This is a genomic window from Thioalkalivibrio sp. ALE14, assembly GCF_000376845.1.
In the GTDB taxonomy this organism is placed as follows: domain Bacteria; phylum Pseudomonadota; class Gammaproteobacteria; order Ectothiorhodospirales; family Ectothiorhodospiraceae; genus Thioalkalivibrio.
On record NZ_AQXY01000029.1, the window covers coordinates 268,514 to 283,424 of the forward strand.

Below are 14,911 nucleotides of genomic sequence, written 5' to 3' on the forward strand. Positions count from 1 at the left end.
CCCTTCAGAGCTTCGACTGCGCGATATGCGCCACGAGGTGGTCGATGGTCGCGTTCATCACATCCAGCAGCGGGGCCGGCCACACGCCCAGCAGCAGCGTGAAGAAGGCCAGCACGCCCATCAGGAAGAACTCGCGGCGGTTCATGTCGGAGAGACCGGCCACGTTGTCGTTGGCCACCGCGCCGAAGATCACGCGCTTGACCAGCCACAGGGTGTAGCCGGCCGCCAGGATCAGGGTGGTCGCGGCCAGGAACGCGATCCAGAAATCCGCCTTGAACGCCGCCAGGATGACCATGAACTCGCCGACGAACCCGGAGGTGCCCGGCAGCCCGGTGTTGGCCATCGCGAACAGCACGAAGAACGCAGCGAACCACGGCATGGTGTTCACCACACCGCCGTAGTCGGCGATCTGGCGACTGTGCAGGCGGTCATAGAGCACGCCCACCGCGAGGAACATGGCCGCCGAGATAAAGCCGTGCGAGATCATCTGCACCATGCCGCCGGCGATACCCAGCGAGGCGCCTTCCCAGTCCCCGGTGTTCGAGTAGATGTAGAACGCGAGGAAGAAGCCGAGGGTCACGAAGCCCATGTGCGCGATCGACGAGTAGGCAATCAGCTTCTTCATGTCGCTCTGGATCAGCGCCACAACCCCGATGTAGACGATCGCGATCAGCGACAGCACGATCATCAGGGTATCCAGCACCGCGCTGGCATCCGGGGTGATCGGCAGCGAGAAGCGAAGGAAGCCGTAGCCCCCGATCTTCAGCATGATCGCGGCCAGGATCACCGAGCCACCGGTGGGCGCCTCCACGTGCGCGTCCGGCAGCCAGGTGTGGACCGGGAACATCGGGATCTTCACCGCGAACGCCATGAAGAACGCGAGGAAGATCAGGATCTGCGCGGTCAGGCCGATCTGCAAGGCATGGAAGTCCTGGATCAGGAAGCTGCCGGACTGGATATACATCCAGATCAGCGCGACCAGCATGAACACCGAGCCAAGGAAGGTGTAGAGGAAAAACTTGATCGTCGCGTAGACGCGCCGCGGCCCGCCCCAGATCCCGATCACCAGGAACATCGGGATCAGCATCGCCTCGAAGAACACGTAGAACAGCACCGCGTCCATCGCAGCGAACATGCCGATCATCAGGCCTTCCATCACCAGCATCGCCGCCATGTAGTAGGCGATGCGGTCCTTCACCGACTCCCAGGCGGCGATCACCACGACCACGGTGATCAGCGTGGTCAGCAGGATCAGCGGCATGGAGATGCCATCCACGCCCAGGTGGTAGTTCACGTTGAACGCCGGGATCCACGAGGCCAGCTCCTGGAACTGCATATCCGCGGTGCCGCGCTCGAAGGCAAACCACAGCGGGAGACTGGCCACGAAGGTCGCCACGGCCACCGCGAGCCCGAGGCGCCGCGCCACGTGGGGCGCATCGCGCCCGGCGGCGAGCACCAGGAAGCCGCCGAGAATCGGCAGCCAGATCAACAGACTCAAGATAGGCCAGTCAGCAAACATGGTCGTTCCTTGAAACAGCGATGGGCTTCGAGCGCATGGGTGTCGAAGCCGCTCAGATCACGAAGGCGAACATCAGGACCAGCAGGCCGATGATCATCACGAACGCGTAGTGGTAGAGGAAGCCGGACTGCATGTGGCGCACGCGGGACGAGATCCAGCCGATCGAGCGCGCGGTGCCATTGACCAGCAACCCGTCGATGATCAGCGCATCGCCATAGCGCCACAGCGCCCGGCCCAGGCGGACGGTGCCGCCGGCGAAGAACCAGTCATTGAAGCGGTCGAAGCCGTACTTGTCCTCGAGGATGCGCACGCCCAGCTTCAGGCGCTCGGCGATCACCGCGGGCAGTTCCGGCCGCTTCATGTACAGGTACCAGGCGGTCGCAAGCCCCGCCATCGCCAGCCAGAACGCCGGCAGCATCAGGCCGTGCAGCACGAATCCGAACACCCCGGTGTAGGTCTCGCCCTTGGTCGCCAGCACGTCCTGCTCCGGCAGCACGAACAGGCTGTTGGCGAAGAAGTCACCGAACAACATCGGCCCGATGAAGTAGCCGGCCACCACCGACGGGATCGCCAGCAGGATCAGCGGGACAGTCACCACCCAGGGCGATTCCTTCGGCTGCAGCGGGCCGTGATCGTCGTGATGATCGTCATCGTGGTCATCGCCATGATCCGGCATGTATTTGTGCGCCTGGTCGTAGCGCTCCTCGCCATGGAACACCATGAAGAACATGCGGAAGGTATACAGCGCGGTCACGAACACGCCGGCCAGCACCAGCCAGTAGGCAAACGTCGCGCCCGGGGTCTGGGAGTAGCCCACCGCCTCGATGATCGCGTCCTTGGAGAAGAACCCGGAGAAGAACGGGAACCCGATCAGTGCCAGCGAACCGATCAGTGCCGTCACGTAGGTAATCGGCATGTGCCGACGCAGACCGCCCATCGCACGCATGTCCTGCAGGTGGTGCATCGCGATGATTACCGAGCCCGCGGCCAGGAACAGCAGCGCCTTGAAGAAGGCGTGGGTCATCAGGTGGAACAGGCCGGCAGCGTACGCCGAGGCGCCCAGGGCCACCGTCATGTAACCCAGCTGCGAGAGCGTGGAGTACGCGACCACGCGTTTGATGTCGTTCTGCACCAGCCCGATCAGGCCCATGAAGAAGGCCGTGATCGCGCCGATGATCAGGATGAACGACAGCGCCGCGACCGAGAACTCGTACAGCGGCGACATGCGCGCCACCATGAAGATCCCCGCGGTGACCATGGTCGCCGCATGGATCAGCGCGGAGATCGGCGTCGGGCCTTCCATGGAATCCGGCAGCCAGACGTGCAGCGGCACCTGGGCGGATTTCCCCATCGCACCGATGAACAGGAAGATCAGTGCCAGATCCAGCAGGCCGAAGGTCCAGCCCGGCCAGATGGTGATGGTCGCCTCGCTCATCGCCTGACCTTCCGCGAACACCTCGGTGTAGTTCAGGCTGCCGGTGTAGAACACCAGCGCCGCGATCCCGATCAGGAAGCCGAAATCACCGACGCGGTTCACGATGAACGCCTTCATGTTGGCGTAGGTCGCAGTCGGGCGCTTGTACCAGAAGCCGATCAGCAAGTACGAGACCAGGCCCACGGCCTCCCAGCCGAAGAACAGCTGCATGAAGTTGTTCGCCATCACCAGCATCAGCATGGAGAAGGTGAACAGCGAGATGTACGCGAAGAAGCGCTGGTAGCCGGGATCGTCCTGCATGTAGCCGATGGTGTAGATATGCACCATCAGCGAGACGAAGGTGACCACGAGCATCATCATCGCGGTCAGGTTATCGACCAGGAACCCGACCTCGAACTGGATGCCGTCCGACACCAGCCAGGTGTAGACGGTCTCGTTGTAGACCCCGGCATCGCCGAACACGTGGGCCCAGAACACCACCACGGACAGGATGAAGGACACCGTCACCCCGAGGATGGTGACCGTATGTGCCCCGGTGCGGCCGATCTGGCGGCCGAACAGGCCGGCGGCGATCGCGCCGAACAGCGGCGCCAGAACAATGAGTAGATAAATCGTATCCATGGCCCGTTATCCCTTCATTGCGTCCATGTCCTGAACGTTGATGGTTCCGCGATTACGGAACAGCAACACCAGGATGGCGAGGCCGATGGCCGCCTCTGCCGCGGCGACGGTCAGAATGAAGAACACGAATACCTGGCCTGCAAGGTCCTGCAGGAAGAACGAGAAGGCAATGAAGTTGATGTTCACCGAGAGCATCATCAGCTCGATGCACATCAACAGCACGATCACGTTTTTCCGATTCAGGAAGATCCCGGCCACGCTGATGGAAAACAAAAGCGCGGCCAGCACCAGGTAGTGCTCTAGCGTAATCATGTTCTAGCCCTGAGTTCTTTCGGGGACGGTAACCGCCCCGGTGTCCGGGTCCCGGCGCGCGGCCGGGGGCCCCAATTATTGGGATTGCACTCGGTTCGCCTACTTGTTGGAATCGTCGTTGCCGTCGGTTGTGCTCGCGGGCCCCTGCCCACCGCGGCGCGGGGCCTTCTTCTTCTCGGAGGCCATCGGCACCATGCGCACCCGGCCCTCGCGCGAGACCGCCATCTGCTTGCCCGGGTCGATCGACTTGTTGTCCGGCCGCTTGCGCATGGTCAGCGAGATCGCGGCGATGATCGCGACCAGCAAGATCACCGCGGCGATCTCGAACGGATAGACGTACTCGGTGTAGAGGATCGCGCCCAGCGCCTCGGTGTTCGAGTACTCGGGTCCGGCGCGCTCGGGCGCCTCCATGGTGATGTAGCGGGTAATCACCAGCACCAGGACCGTCGCCATCGCCAGTGCAACGACGATGCCCACCGGCAGATACTCGGTGAACCCTTCGCGCAGCTTGGCAAGGTTGATGTCCAGCATCATCACCACGAACAGGAACAGCACCATCACCGCCCCCACGTAAACCACTACCAGCAACAGTCCAAGGAACTCCGCCTCGGCCAGAATCCACAGCGCCGCGGCGGCGATGAAGCACAGCACCAGGAACAAGGCGGCATGGACCGGATTGCGGACGCTGATCATGGCCAGCGCGCCTCCCAGCAGGATCGCGCTGAACAGGTAGAAAAGGAGAAGCTCGAAGGTCATGAGGCGTTCCCTGCGTTACCGGTAGGGGGCATCGACCGCACGTGCCTGCGCGATCTCTTTTTCGAAGCGGTCACCAATGGCCAGGAGCTTGTCCTTGGTCATGATCTGCTCGCCCCGGTTCTCGAAGTGATACTCGAAGATGTGCGTCTCGACGATGGAATCCACCGGACAGGCCTCCTCGCAGAAACCGCAGAAGATGCACTTGAACAGGTCGATGTCGTAGCGCGTGGTCCGGCGCGTACCGTCATCGCGCTCCTCGGTATCGATGGTGATCGCCAGCGCCGGGCAGACCGCCTCGCACAGCTTGCAGGCAATGCACCGCTCCTCGCCGTTGGGGTAACGACGCAGGGCGTGCAGGCCCCGGAAACGCGGCGACATCGGGGTCTTCTCGTCCGGATACTGCACGGTGAACTTGCGGCTCAGCAGGTAGCGCCCGGTCAGGCGCAGCCCCAGCAGCAGCTCATAGAACAGGAAACTCTTGAAGAAACGGCGCATCGCTTTCATCACGAACTCCTCATGCGAACCACGGGCCGACGTTGAAGGCGACCAGAATGCCCTCGACGAACAGCCAGACGATGGTCACCGGGATCAGCACCTTCCAGCCCAGACGCATGATCTGGTCGTAGCGATAACGCGGGAAGGTGGCGCGGAACCACAGGAAGGCGAACAGGAAGATGGCCGTCTTGAACAGGAACCAGTGAATCCCGTGATCCAGCAGCGCGCCGATCACCGGCAACTCGAAGGCACCGGCCGGCAGGATGCCCTGGAACGGCGACAGCCAGCCGCCGAGAAACAGGATCGCGGTCAGCGCCGACACCAGGATCATGTTGGCGTACTCGGCCAGGAAGAACACGGCGAAAGCCATTCCCGAGTACTCGACGTGGAAGCCGGCCACGATCTCCGACTCGCCCTCGGCCACGTCGAACGGCGCGCGGTTGGTCTCGGCGATTCCGGCAATAAAGAACACGGCGAACAGCGGCAATAGCGGCAACGCGAACCAATGGTAGATACTCCCCGACTGCGCCTCGATGATCCCGCCCACATTCAGGGTGCCGGCGGCCATCAATACACCCACCAGGGCAAAGCCAAGCGCGATCTCGTAGGACACCAACTGCGCCGCGGAGCGCAGTGAGCCCAGCAGGGCATACTTCGAATTCGACGCCCAGCCCGCGATGATGATCCCGTAGACGGCCAGCGAGGTCATCGCGAAGAGATACAGCAGCCCCGCATTCACGTTGGCCAGAGCCCCGCCGTCGAAGAACGGGATCACCGCCCAGGCGGCCAGCGCCGGGGCAATGGTCAGCACCGGAGCGCTGAGAAACAGGAAGCGGTTGGCATTGGTCGGAAGGATGACCTCCTTGGTCAGCAACTTCACAGCATCCGCGATCGGCTGCAGCCAGCCGCGCGGACCGACCCGGTTCGGCCCCACGCGCACATGCGCGTAGCCGATTACCTTGCGTTCCGCGAAGGTCGTGTAGGCCACGGCCAGCATCAGCGGGATCACGATCAGCTGAATGCCGATCAGGATCTGCATGACCGTCGGCAGGCTGTAGAAGAGGTTCATCATCCAGTCGAACATGTCTTAAGTCCCTCAGGCCCGCGCCAGCGCGACCGTCGTGTTCGGCAGCCCGAGGGCCCCCATGGCCGCGGAACCCGCGAAGGTCACGGCCAGGCCCGGCGGCACCGAATCGTCCAGCAGCAGGGTCAGCTCGGTCTCGGCCTTGCCCTGGCGCAGCCGTACGCGACTGCCGTGGTCATGCCCGCCGGCCGAATCGGGATGCACCAGCACGCTCTCGGCCAGCAGGCCCTCGGGGCTGGTCTGCAGCGGCTCGGCCCGGCGTACCAGCGGATCGCCACTGTAGAGTGCAGCCGCCTGCACACGCTGCAGGCCGTCCAGCGCGCCGGCCTCGGGCAGTTCCACATGCACCTTGTTCAGGTTCACGGCGGTGTCGAAGCTGGCGTCCGCCAGCTGTCCCTTCAGCTCGTCCCGCACCGCGGGCGAATCCAGGTAGTCAATGCCACGCTGCTCGAGCAGGTTGCCGAGCACCCGCCAGACCTTCCAACCCGGCCGCGCATCCTCGGGCGCACGCGAGGCGGCGCGGAAACTCTGCCAGCGACCTTCGGCATTCACGAAGGTCCCGGAGTGTTCGAAGCTCGTGGTGATCGGCAGCAGTACATCGGCCACCGCCTCGAGGTCGTCGTTCGCGAAACTGGTCAGCGCCACGACCAGGCCAGCCCGCTCCAGGGCCGCGCGGAAGGCGACCGGGTCGGCGCCGTCGCGGCCCGGTTCAAGCCCGGCGATCACGAAGGCGTCGCGGCCCTGCTCGATCATCTCGGCGGCATTCGCGCCGGCCTTCTCCAGCTCGGCGCCGGCCACACCCCGATGCGGCACGACGCCGGCCAGCCAGGCGCCAGCGGTATTCGAACCCTGCGGGAGATAGCCCAGGCTCGCGCCGGTGTGCTTGGCAATCCAGCCGGCCAGGGCACGCAGGGTCGCGAAGGCCGGGCCATTCACGGCGGCGGCACCCAGGAGCACGTGGCCCTGCTTCCCGTCCAGCAGTGCACGCGCGGCGCGCTCGAATGCCTCGCGGGTGGCGGCGTCATCGGTCTCGGCGGCCTTGACCGCCTTCTCCAGTTTCTTCGGCAGTGCCTTGCCGGCCGCGGCGATCTGGCCGGCAATCCCCGCCAGCGCCAGGACCTGGTCGTGCGCGTCACCGACCAGCTGGGCCTGCACCGGGTAGGTCAGGTCCAGCAGCATGTCGTTGATCAGACTGACCTGAGCGCCGCGCGAGGCGGCCTTGCGCAGGCGGTGGGCGATCAGTGGCTGCTCGCGGCGCGGGTTGCTGCCGACCAGCAGGACGGCATCGGCGTTTTCCAGATCGGCGATCGCGGACCCGAGGTAGGGGAACAACGGCGCCGCGGCCTCGTCGCGGAAATCGCGCTGGTTCACGCGGTGGTCGATGTCGGTCACGCCCATGCCACGCAGCACCTTTTGCGCGAGGTAGTGCTCTTCCAGCGAAAGCGAGGGCGACAGCAGCCCACCAATGCGTTCCGGGGCCACTTCCTTCAGGCCCTCGACGGCGTAGCTCAGTGCGGTCTCCCAGGAGACCTCCTGCCACTGCCCGTCGACCTTGATACGGGGGCGAGTCAGCCGATCCTCGGCGTACAGCCCGGTGTAGCTGAAGCGGTCGCGGTCCGAGATCCAGGTCTCGTTGACGGCCTCGTTCTCGCGCGGGACCACGCGCATCGCGCGGCCGTCATCGGTATGCAAAAACAGGTTGGAGCCCACGGCATCGTGCGGGGCAATGGTGGCGGCCTGGGCATATTCCCAGGCACGCGCGCCATAGCGCGACGGCTTGGCGGTCAGCGCGCCCACCGGGCAGAGGTCGATCACGTTGCCCGACAGCTCGTGGGCGACGGTCTTCTCGACATAGGTGCCGATGCGCATGTGCTCGCCGCGCCCGGTCGCCCCCAGCTCGCGCACCCCAGCGATTTCCTCGCCGAAGCGCACACAACGGGTGCAGTGGATGCAGCGGGTCATCTCGGTCTCGATCAGCGGACCGATGTCCTTGTCCTTCACCACGCGCTTGGCTTCGGTGTAGGTGGAGACACTCTCGCCATAGCCCATGGCGACGTCCTGCAGCTCGCACTCGCCCCCCTGGTCGCAGATCGGGCAGTCCAGCGGGTGGTTGATCAGCAGGAACTCCATGGTCCCCTTCTGCGCGCGCAGCGCCAGCGGGGACTGGGTGTACACCTTCATCCCGTCCATCACGGGCGTCGCACAGGCCGGCAGCGGCTTCGGCGCCTTCTCCACCTCCACCAGGCACATGCGGCAGTTGGCCGCCACCGACAGCTTCTTGTGATAGCAGAAGCGCGGGATGCGGATATCGGCATCATCGGCGACGTCGATGAGCATGGCGCCCTTGGGCGCCTCCACCGTACGGCCGTCAATCTCGATGCTGACCAGATCCTGTTTCTGATCCTGACTCATGCTCGATTCCTGATGCGATGGCGCGGTAGAGCGTCAGGCGGCGTCTGCCACCGGGCTCCGGCCGTGCTGGATGTAATATTCGAATTCGTGGCGGAAGTGCTTGACGAAGCTGCGCACCGGCATGGCGGCGGCGTCGCCCAGAGCGCAGATGGTGTGCCCCTCGATCTTGCTGGCCACGTCGTCCAGGCGTTCCAGATCCTCGGGACGCCCCTGCCCCTCGACGATGCGGGTCAGCATGCGGTAGAGCCAGCCGGTCCCCTCGCGGCAGGGCGTGCACTGGCCGCAGGACTCGGAGAAGTAGAAACGGGAGATCCGCTGCAGGGCCTTGACCATGTCGGCGGTCTCGTCCATCACGATCACCGCCCCGGAGCCCAGCATGGACCCGGCGTGGGCAATCGAGTCAAAGTCCATGTTGGCCTGCAGCATGACGTCGCCCGGCACCACCGGCACCGACGATCCGCCCGGGATGACCGCCTTCAGCTTGCGGCCATTCAGCACGCCACCGGCCATCTCCAGCAGATCCTTGAACGGTGTGCCCAGCGGGATCTCGAAGTTGCCCGGCTTGTTGACGTGGCCGGACACGGAAAACAGCTTTTCGCCACCCGACTTCGGTACGCCCAGGTCCGCGAACCACTGGCCACCATTGCGGATGATGGACGGGATCGAGGCCAGCGACTCGGTGTTGTTGATGGTGGTCGGCTTGCCGTACAGGCCGTAGTTGGCGGGGAACGGCGGCTTGAAGCGCGGCTGGCCCTTCTTGCCCTCCAGCGACTCCAGCAGCGCGGTCTCCTCGCCACAGATGTAGGCGCCCGCGCCCAGCGACGGGTGCAGATCGAAATCCACCCCGGAGCCGAAGATATCCTTGCCCAGGTAGCCGGCGTCGTAGGCCTCTTTCAGGGCAACGGTGAAGCGGGTATTCACCTCGTCCATGAACTCGCCGCGCATGTAGTTGTAGCCCACGGTCGCGCCGATCGCGTAGCCCGCGATGGCCATCCCCTCGATCAGGGCATGCGGGTTGTACATCAGGATCTCGCGATCCTTGCAGGTGCCCGGCTCGGATTCGTCCGAGTTGCACACGATGTACTTCTGCCCGGGGGTATTGCGCGGCATGAACGACCACTTGAGCCCGGTCGGGAACCCGGCACCGCCGCGGCCGCGCAGGTTGGAGGTCTTGACCTCCTCGATCACGTCCTCGGGGGCCATCTTGCCCTTGTAGACCTTTTCCAGCGCCTGGTAGCCGCCCACGCTCTTGTAGGTCTCGAGCGATGCGGGGTCATCCAGGTAACGCGTGGCAAAGCAGATCTGGTTGGCCATGCTACTTCTCCAGACCGTCGAGAATCTCGTCCACCTTCTCGGGCGTGAGATTCTCGTAGTAGACGTGGTCCACCTGCATCATCGGCGCGCCGCAGCAGGCCGCCAGGCATTCTTCTTCCTTCTTCAGGTAGAACTTGCCGTCGGGCGTGCTCTCGCCCAGCTTGACCCCCAGGCGGTTTTCCAGGTGTTCGATGATCGTCTCGGAGCCACGCAGCATGCAGGAGATGTTGTTGCACACCATGATGGTGTGCTTGCCCACCGGCTCCAGCGCGTACATCGAGTAGAACGAGCCGACCTCGTAGACCGCGATCGCCGGCAGGTCGAGGTAGTCGGCCACCGCATCCATCTTGGCGGTAGAGAGGTAGCCATCCTCGTGCTGCACCGCCCGCAGGGCACCCAGCACCGCGGAGCGCTTCTGGTCCTCCGGGTAGCGCGCCAGCCAGGCGTCGATCTCTTCGCGCTCGTGATCACTCAGCTCGACATTCTTGCCGGCCGGCTTGTGGAAGGCGACGGTTTTCTGTTCGGCAGCCATCAGCGGTCGATCTCCCCGAATACGATGTCCTGGGTCCCGATGATGGCGACCACGTCGGCCAGCATGTGGCCGCGCGCCATCTCGTCCAGCGCGGACAGGTGCACGAAACCCGGCGGACGGACCTTGAGACGATAGGGCTTGTTGGAGCCGTCGGAGACCAGATAGACCCCGAACTCGCCCTTGGGATGCTCCACCGCGGCATAGGCCTCGCCTTCCGGCAGGCACATGCCCTCGGTGAACAGCTTGAAGTGGTGGATCAGGGCCTCCATGTCGGCCTTCATCTCCTCGCGCTTCGGCGGGGTGATCTTGTGATCCTCCAGCAGCACCGGACCCGGGTTCTGGCGCAACCAGTCCACGCACTGACGAATGATGCGGTTGGACTGGCGCATCTCCTCGATGCGCACCAGATAGCGGTCGTAGCAGTCGCCGTTCACGCCCACCGGGATATCGAAGTCCAGTCGGTCATAGACCTCGTAGGGCTGCTTCTTGCGCAGGTCCCACTCGATGCCGGAGCCGCGCAGCATCGGACCGGTAAAGCCCAGCTGCTTCGCGCGATCCGGGTCGACCACACCGATCCCGACCGTGCGTTGCTTCCAGATCCGGTTGTCGGTCAGCAGCGTCTCGTATTCGTCGACGCAGCCCGGGAAGCGCTCGGTGAAGGCCTCGATGAAGTCCAGCAGCGAACCCTGGCGGATCTTGTTGAGGTCGTCCACGACCTCCTGCGACTTCCAGGAGGACGGCTGGTACTTCGGCATCGTGCCGGGCAGGTCACGGGCGACGCCGCCCGGACGGTAGTAGGTCGCGTGCATACGCGCCCCCGAGACCGCCTCGTAGCAGTCCATCAGGTCCTCGCGCTCGCGGAACGCATACAGGAAGACCGCCATCGCGCCGATGTCCAGCGCGTGCGCGCCCAGCCACATCAGGTGGTTCAGGATGCGGGTGATCTCGTCGAACATCACCCGGATGTACTGCGCCCGCAGCGGGGCCTCGATGCCCAGCAGCTTTTCCATCGCCAGCACGTAGCCGTGCTCGTTGGCCATCATCGACACGTAGTCCAGACGGTCCATGTAGCCGATGGACTGGTTGTAGGGCTTGCTCTCGGCGAGCTTCTCGGTGCCGCGGTGCAGCAGGCCGATATGCGGGTCGGCGCGCTGCACGACCTCGCCGTCCATCTCCAGCACCAGACGCAGCACGCCGTGGGCGGACGGATGCTGCGGCCCGAAGTTCAGGGTGAAGTTGCGAATCTCAGGCATTCTCGGCTCCTTCGCCCGGCTTCTCGCCCTCGCTGTAGCGATGGTCGTCGCGGATCACCTTGGGCACCAGCACGCGCGGCTCGATCGTCACCGGCTGGTACACCACGCGCGCCTGTTCGGCGTCGTAACGCATCTCGACGTGGCCGATCAGCGGGAAGTCCTTGCGGAACGGGTGGCCGACAAACCCGTAGTCAGTGAGGATGCGGCGCAGGTCCGGGTGCCCGGAGAACAGGATGCCGAACAGATCGAAGGCCTCGCGCTCGAACCAGTTGGCCGAAGCCCAGACCTCCACCAGCGACTCGATCTCGGGAAATTCCTCATCGTCCAGCCAGGCCCGCATGCGGACGCGGCGGTTGTGCGCCACCGACAGAAGGTGGGCCACCACGGTGAAGCGTGGCCCGTCCCAGTTGGAATCTTCCGGGGCGTCGTCAAAGGTAAAACGCCCCGAGGTCGCGGCCTCGACACCACGGGAAAAACCGGTGTTGGTGGCGGAGTCCGTGCCCCATTCGTCCTGCCCGTATTCGAGGTAGTCCACCCCGCACAGGTCGATCAGGATCTCGAAGCCCAGGGCATCGCGAAGCGTCTCGCCCGCCGCGCGCCAGGACCCGGGCACGATGTCGACGGTGATCTCGTCGTTCGCCTCATGCAGGCTCTCCAGGGCGTCGCCCAGTTCGGCCCGCAGGGCGTCGATCCAGTTGTCTTGTTCAGCCATCGGAAACCCCGGGTGCGTCAGCGCGCGATGGTGTTCGTGCGCCGGATCTTGTTCTGCAGCTGGATAATGCCGTAGAGCAGGGCCTCCGCCGTTGGCGGACAGCCCGGCACGTAGACATCCACCGGCACGATGCGGTCGCAGCCGCGCACGACGGCGTAGGAGTAGTGGTAGTAGCCGCCCCCGTTGGCGCAGGAGCCCATAGAGATGACCCAGCGCGGCTCGGGCATCTGGTCGTAGACCTTGCGCAGGGCCGGGGCCATCTTGTTGACCAGGGTGCCCGCCACGATCATCACGTCCGACTGGCGGGGACTCGGGCGGAAGACAATCCCGAAGCGGTCGAGGTCGTAGCGCGCCGCACCGGCATGCATCATCTCGACGGCACAGCAGGCCAGACCAAAGGTCATCGGCCACAGGGAGCCGGTGCGGGCCCAGTTGATGAGCTTGTCGGCCGAGGTGGTGACGAAGCCCTTCTCAAGAACGCCTTCTATTCCCATTCCAGCGCCCCCTTCTTCCACTCGTAAATGAATCCGACGACCAGAATGACAAGAAACAGGGCCATCGCAAGAAGCCCGAACAGGCCAATGGTGTCTAGCGACACGGCCCACGGGAAGAGAAACGCGATCTCGAGATCAAAGATGATGAACAGGATCGCAACCAGGTAGAAGCGGACGTCGAACTTGAGCCGGGAATCCTCGAACGCCTCGAAGCCGCACTCGTAGGGCGAATTCTTCGCCGCGTCCGGTTTGCGCGGACCCACGGCCATACCTACGATCAGCGGCACGATCCCGATCACGATGCCTACTGCGATGAACAGCAGGATGGGTAGATAACCTTCCAGCATTTCTCTCTCCCGTACGCCGCCTCTGGCGGGCAGGTTCGCGAGGCGTCGCGTGGATCGGGCGCGCCGGCGAGCCGTTCAGCGTTGCTGGTTGAAAGCGCGGGTACGTGCCGGTCCCGCAAAGGCGAGACAGGGCCGCACACCGGGCACGGAGTCTAGGTGATGCCCAAAAACGGTGTCAAGTATTCGTAATTTTATAAGACGCTGATTTTATTGTTATTTAATCCGGGCGCTCATGAATGCCAGCGTCCCGGATCAACCAAATTTTGGTGCAGATGGTGGGACTCGAACCCACACGGCTTGCGCCACTACCCCCTCAAGATAGCGTGTCTACCAATTCCACCACATCTGCCGATTGCTACAGAGACCCGGGATCAGTCGGGTACGTCGGCCGGCCGACCGGACTGCGGGGTGTCGCCCGCGGGATCCTGGCCGGGAATGACCTCGCGCGGAAGATCCGGCGGGCCGTCGCCTTCCTCTTCCATGGCCTCCATCTGGTCCAGCAGGCTCTCGGCCTCGGGGCTGGACGCGGCCAGAAAGGCCAGCGTCAGGCTGTTCAGAAAGAACACCACGGCCAGAACGGCCGTCGAGCGGCTCAGGAAGTTGGCCGACCCGGCCGCCCCGAACACGGTTGCCGAGGCACCGCTGCCAAAGGCAGCACCGGCATCGGCCCCCTTGCCATGCTGCATCAGGATCAGCGCGATCAGGCCGATCGAGACCGCGACCTGGACGACCAGGAGCAGGCCGTAAATCATGCTGCGACTCGCTCGCCAGCGGCGCGGACGATCGCGACAAAGCCATCGGCATCCAGCGAGGCGCCACCGATCAGCCCTCCATCGATGTCCTCCAGCGCGAGCAGGCCAGCCGCGTTGTCGGCCTTCATACTGCCGCCGTAGAGGATCCGCAGGTCCGCCGCGACGCGCGGATCGCGACCCGCGACCCGGTTACGGATGAAGGCATGCACTTCCTGGGCCTGCTCCGGCGTGGCGGTCAGGCCGGTGCCGATAGCCCACACGGGCTCGTAGGCGATGACCGCGCGATCGAAGGCCTCGACCCCGGCGGCGTCCAGCACCGCGTCCAGCTGCTCGGACACGACACTCTCGGTACGCCCGCCTTCACGATCCGCCTTCTGCTCGCCGACGCAAAGGATCGGGACGAGCCCCGCCGCCTGGGCCGCGACGAACTTGGCGGCCACCCACTCACTGGACTCGTTCTGGCGCTCGCGGCGCTCGGAATGCCCGACAATCACGTAGCGGCAACCGGCCTCGGCCAGCATGGAGCCCGCAAGCTCACCGGTGTAGGCACCCTTTTCCTGGTCCGAGCAATCCTGGGCACCCACCGCGATGGGGCTGTCGGAGAGCTCACCGGCGATCTCGGCAAGGTAGACCGCGGGCGGGCACACTGCCACGTCCACACTCTGGATGCCGCCCAGGCTGCCCTTCAGGGCGGACAGGAGCGCGCGATTCGCATCCCGCGAACCGTTCATCTTCCAGTTTCCGGCGACCAGCGGCGTGCGCATGCGGATCTTCCTCCTGCGGTCGTTCGGACTCCGCGGATACACGGGGTCCGATCATGATGGTTAGAGCGGCGGGATGTTACCGGCGCACCGGGAGCAAATCAACCAAGCC

15 protein-coding genes and 1 tRNA gene are annotated in these 14,911 nt (G+C 64.6%); all 16 read right to left on the reverse strand.

Translation table 11 applies throughout. From position 1 onward, the window contains the following. Positions 1-4: 4 nt before the first annotated feature. Complete coding sequence (locus F572_RS0110730) at positions 5-1,519, reverse strand: NADH-quinone oxidoreductase subunit M (RefSeq protein WP_017941341.1); 1,515 nt, start codon at positions 1,517-1,519, stop codon at positions 5-7. 52 nt (positions 1,520-1,571) lie between these two features. Continuing rightward, the gene (nuoL, locus tag F572_RS0110735; protein WP_017941342.1) at positions 1,572-3,575 is read right to left on the reverse strand and encodes an NADH-quinone oxidoreductase subunit L; all 2,004 of its coding nucleotides are present in this window, start codon (positions 3,573-3,575) and stop codon (positions 1,572-1,574) included. A 6-nt stretch (positions 3,576-3,581) separates the two neighbouring features. After that, entirely contained in the window at positions 3,582-3,887 is a 306-nt protein-coding gene (gene nuoK, locus F572_RS0110740) for an NADH-quinone oxidoreductase subunit NuoK (RefSeq protein WP_017941343.1), read from the reverse strand. Positions 3,888-3,986: 99 nt separating this feature from the next. Further along, entirely contained in the window at positions 3,987-4,643 is a 657-nt protein-coding gene (locus F572_RS0110745; protein WP_017941344.1) for an NADH-quinone oxidoreductase subunit J, read from the reverse strand. Positions 4,644-4,658: 15 nt separating this feature from the next. After that, a complete protein-coding gene (gene nuoI, locus F572_RS0110750) occupies positions 4,659-5,147 on the reverse strand; it encodes an NADH-quinone oxidoreductase subunit NuoI (RefSeq protein ID WP_017941345.1) in 489 nt (162 codons plus the stop codon). A gap of 10 nt (positions 5,148-5,157) precedes the next feature. Then, positions 5,158-6,222 (reverse strand): NADH-quinone oxidoreductase subunit NuoH, encoded by a 1,065-nt coding sequence (gene nuoH / locus F572_RS0110755; RefSeq protein ID WP_017941346.1) that lies wholly within the window; start codon positions 6,220-6,222, stop codon positions 5,158-5,160. A gap of 12 nt (positions 6,223-6,234) precedes the next feature. After that, positions 6,235-8,634: an NADH-quinone oxidoreductase subunit NuoG gene (nuoG, locus tag F572_RS0110760; protein WP_017941347.1), complete on the reverse strand. Its 2,400-nt coding sequence runs from the start codon at positions 8,632-8,634 to the stop codon at positions 6,235-6,237. A gap of 33 nt (positions 8,635-8,667) precedes the next feature. Then, positions 8,668-9,948, reverse strand: coding sequence for an NADH-quinone oxidoreductase subunit NuoF (nuoF, locus tag F572_RS0110765; RefSeq protein WP_017941348.1), 1,281 nt, complete (start codon positions 9,946-9,948; stop codon positions 8,668-8,670). A gap of 1 nt (position 9,949) precedes the next feature. Further along, positions 9,950-10,480: an NAD(P)H-dependent oxidoreductase subunit E gene (gene nuoE, locus F572_RS0110770; RefSeq protein ID WP_017941349.1), complete on the reverse strand. Its 531-nt coding sequence runs from the start codon at positions 10,478-10,480 to the stop codon at positions 9,950-9,952. Continuing rightward, the gene (locus F572_RS0110775) at positions 10,480-11,733 is read right to left on the reverse strand and encodes an NADH-quinone oxidoreductase subunit D (protein ID WP_017941350.1); all 1,254 of its coding nucleotides are present in this window, start codon (positions 11,731-11,733) and stop codon (positions 10,480-10,482) included. The genes nuoE and F572_RS0110775 overlap by 1 nt, the downstream gene beginning before the upstream one ends. Then, positions 11,726-12,445, reverse strand: a complete 720-nt coding sequence (locus F572_RS0110780; protein WP_017941351.1) for an NADH-quinone oxidoreductase subunit C — start codon at positions 12,443-12,445, stop codon at positions 11,726-11,728. Before F572_RS0110780 ends, F572_RS0110775 begins: the two co-directional genes overlap by 8 nt. A 17-nt stretch (positions 12,446-12,462) precedes the next feature. After that, positions 12,463-12,939, reverse strand: coding sequence for an NADH-quinone oxidoreductase subunit B family protein (locus F572_RS0110785; protein WP_017941352.1), 477 nt, complete (start codon positions 12,937-12,939; stop codon positions 12,463-12,465). Continuing rightward, the gene (locus F572_RS0110790; RefSeq protein ID WP_017941353.1) at positions 12,930-13,286 is read right to left on the reverse strand and encodes an NADH-quinone oxidoreductase subunit A; all 357 of its coding nucleotides are present in this window, start codon (positions 13,284-13,286) and stop codon (positions 12,930-12,932) included. The genes F572_RS0110785 and F572_RS0110790 overlap by 10 nt, the downstream gene beginning before the upstream one ends. 264 nt (positions 13,287-13,550) lie before the next feature. Then, positions 13,551-13,635, reverse strand: a tRNA-Leu gene (locus tag F572_RS0110795). A 22-nt stretch (positions 13,636-13,657) separates the two neighbouring features. Then, a complete protein-coding gene (gene secG / locus F572_RS0110800; RefSeq protein ID WP_017941354.1) occupies positions 13,658-14,038 on the reverse strand; it encodes a preprotein translocase subunit SecG in 381 nt (126 codons plus the stop codon). Continuing rightward, the gene (tpiA, locus tag F572_RS0110805) at positions 14,035-14,802 is read right to left on the reverse strand and encodes a triose-phosphate isomerase (protein ID WP_017941355.1); all 768 of its coding nucleotides are present in this window, start codon (positions 14,800-14,802) and stop codon (positions 14,035-14,037) included. Before tpiA ends, secG begins: the two co-directional genes overlap by 4 nt. Positions 14,803-14,911: the final 109 nt, after the last annotated feature.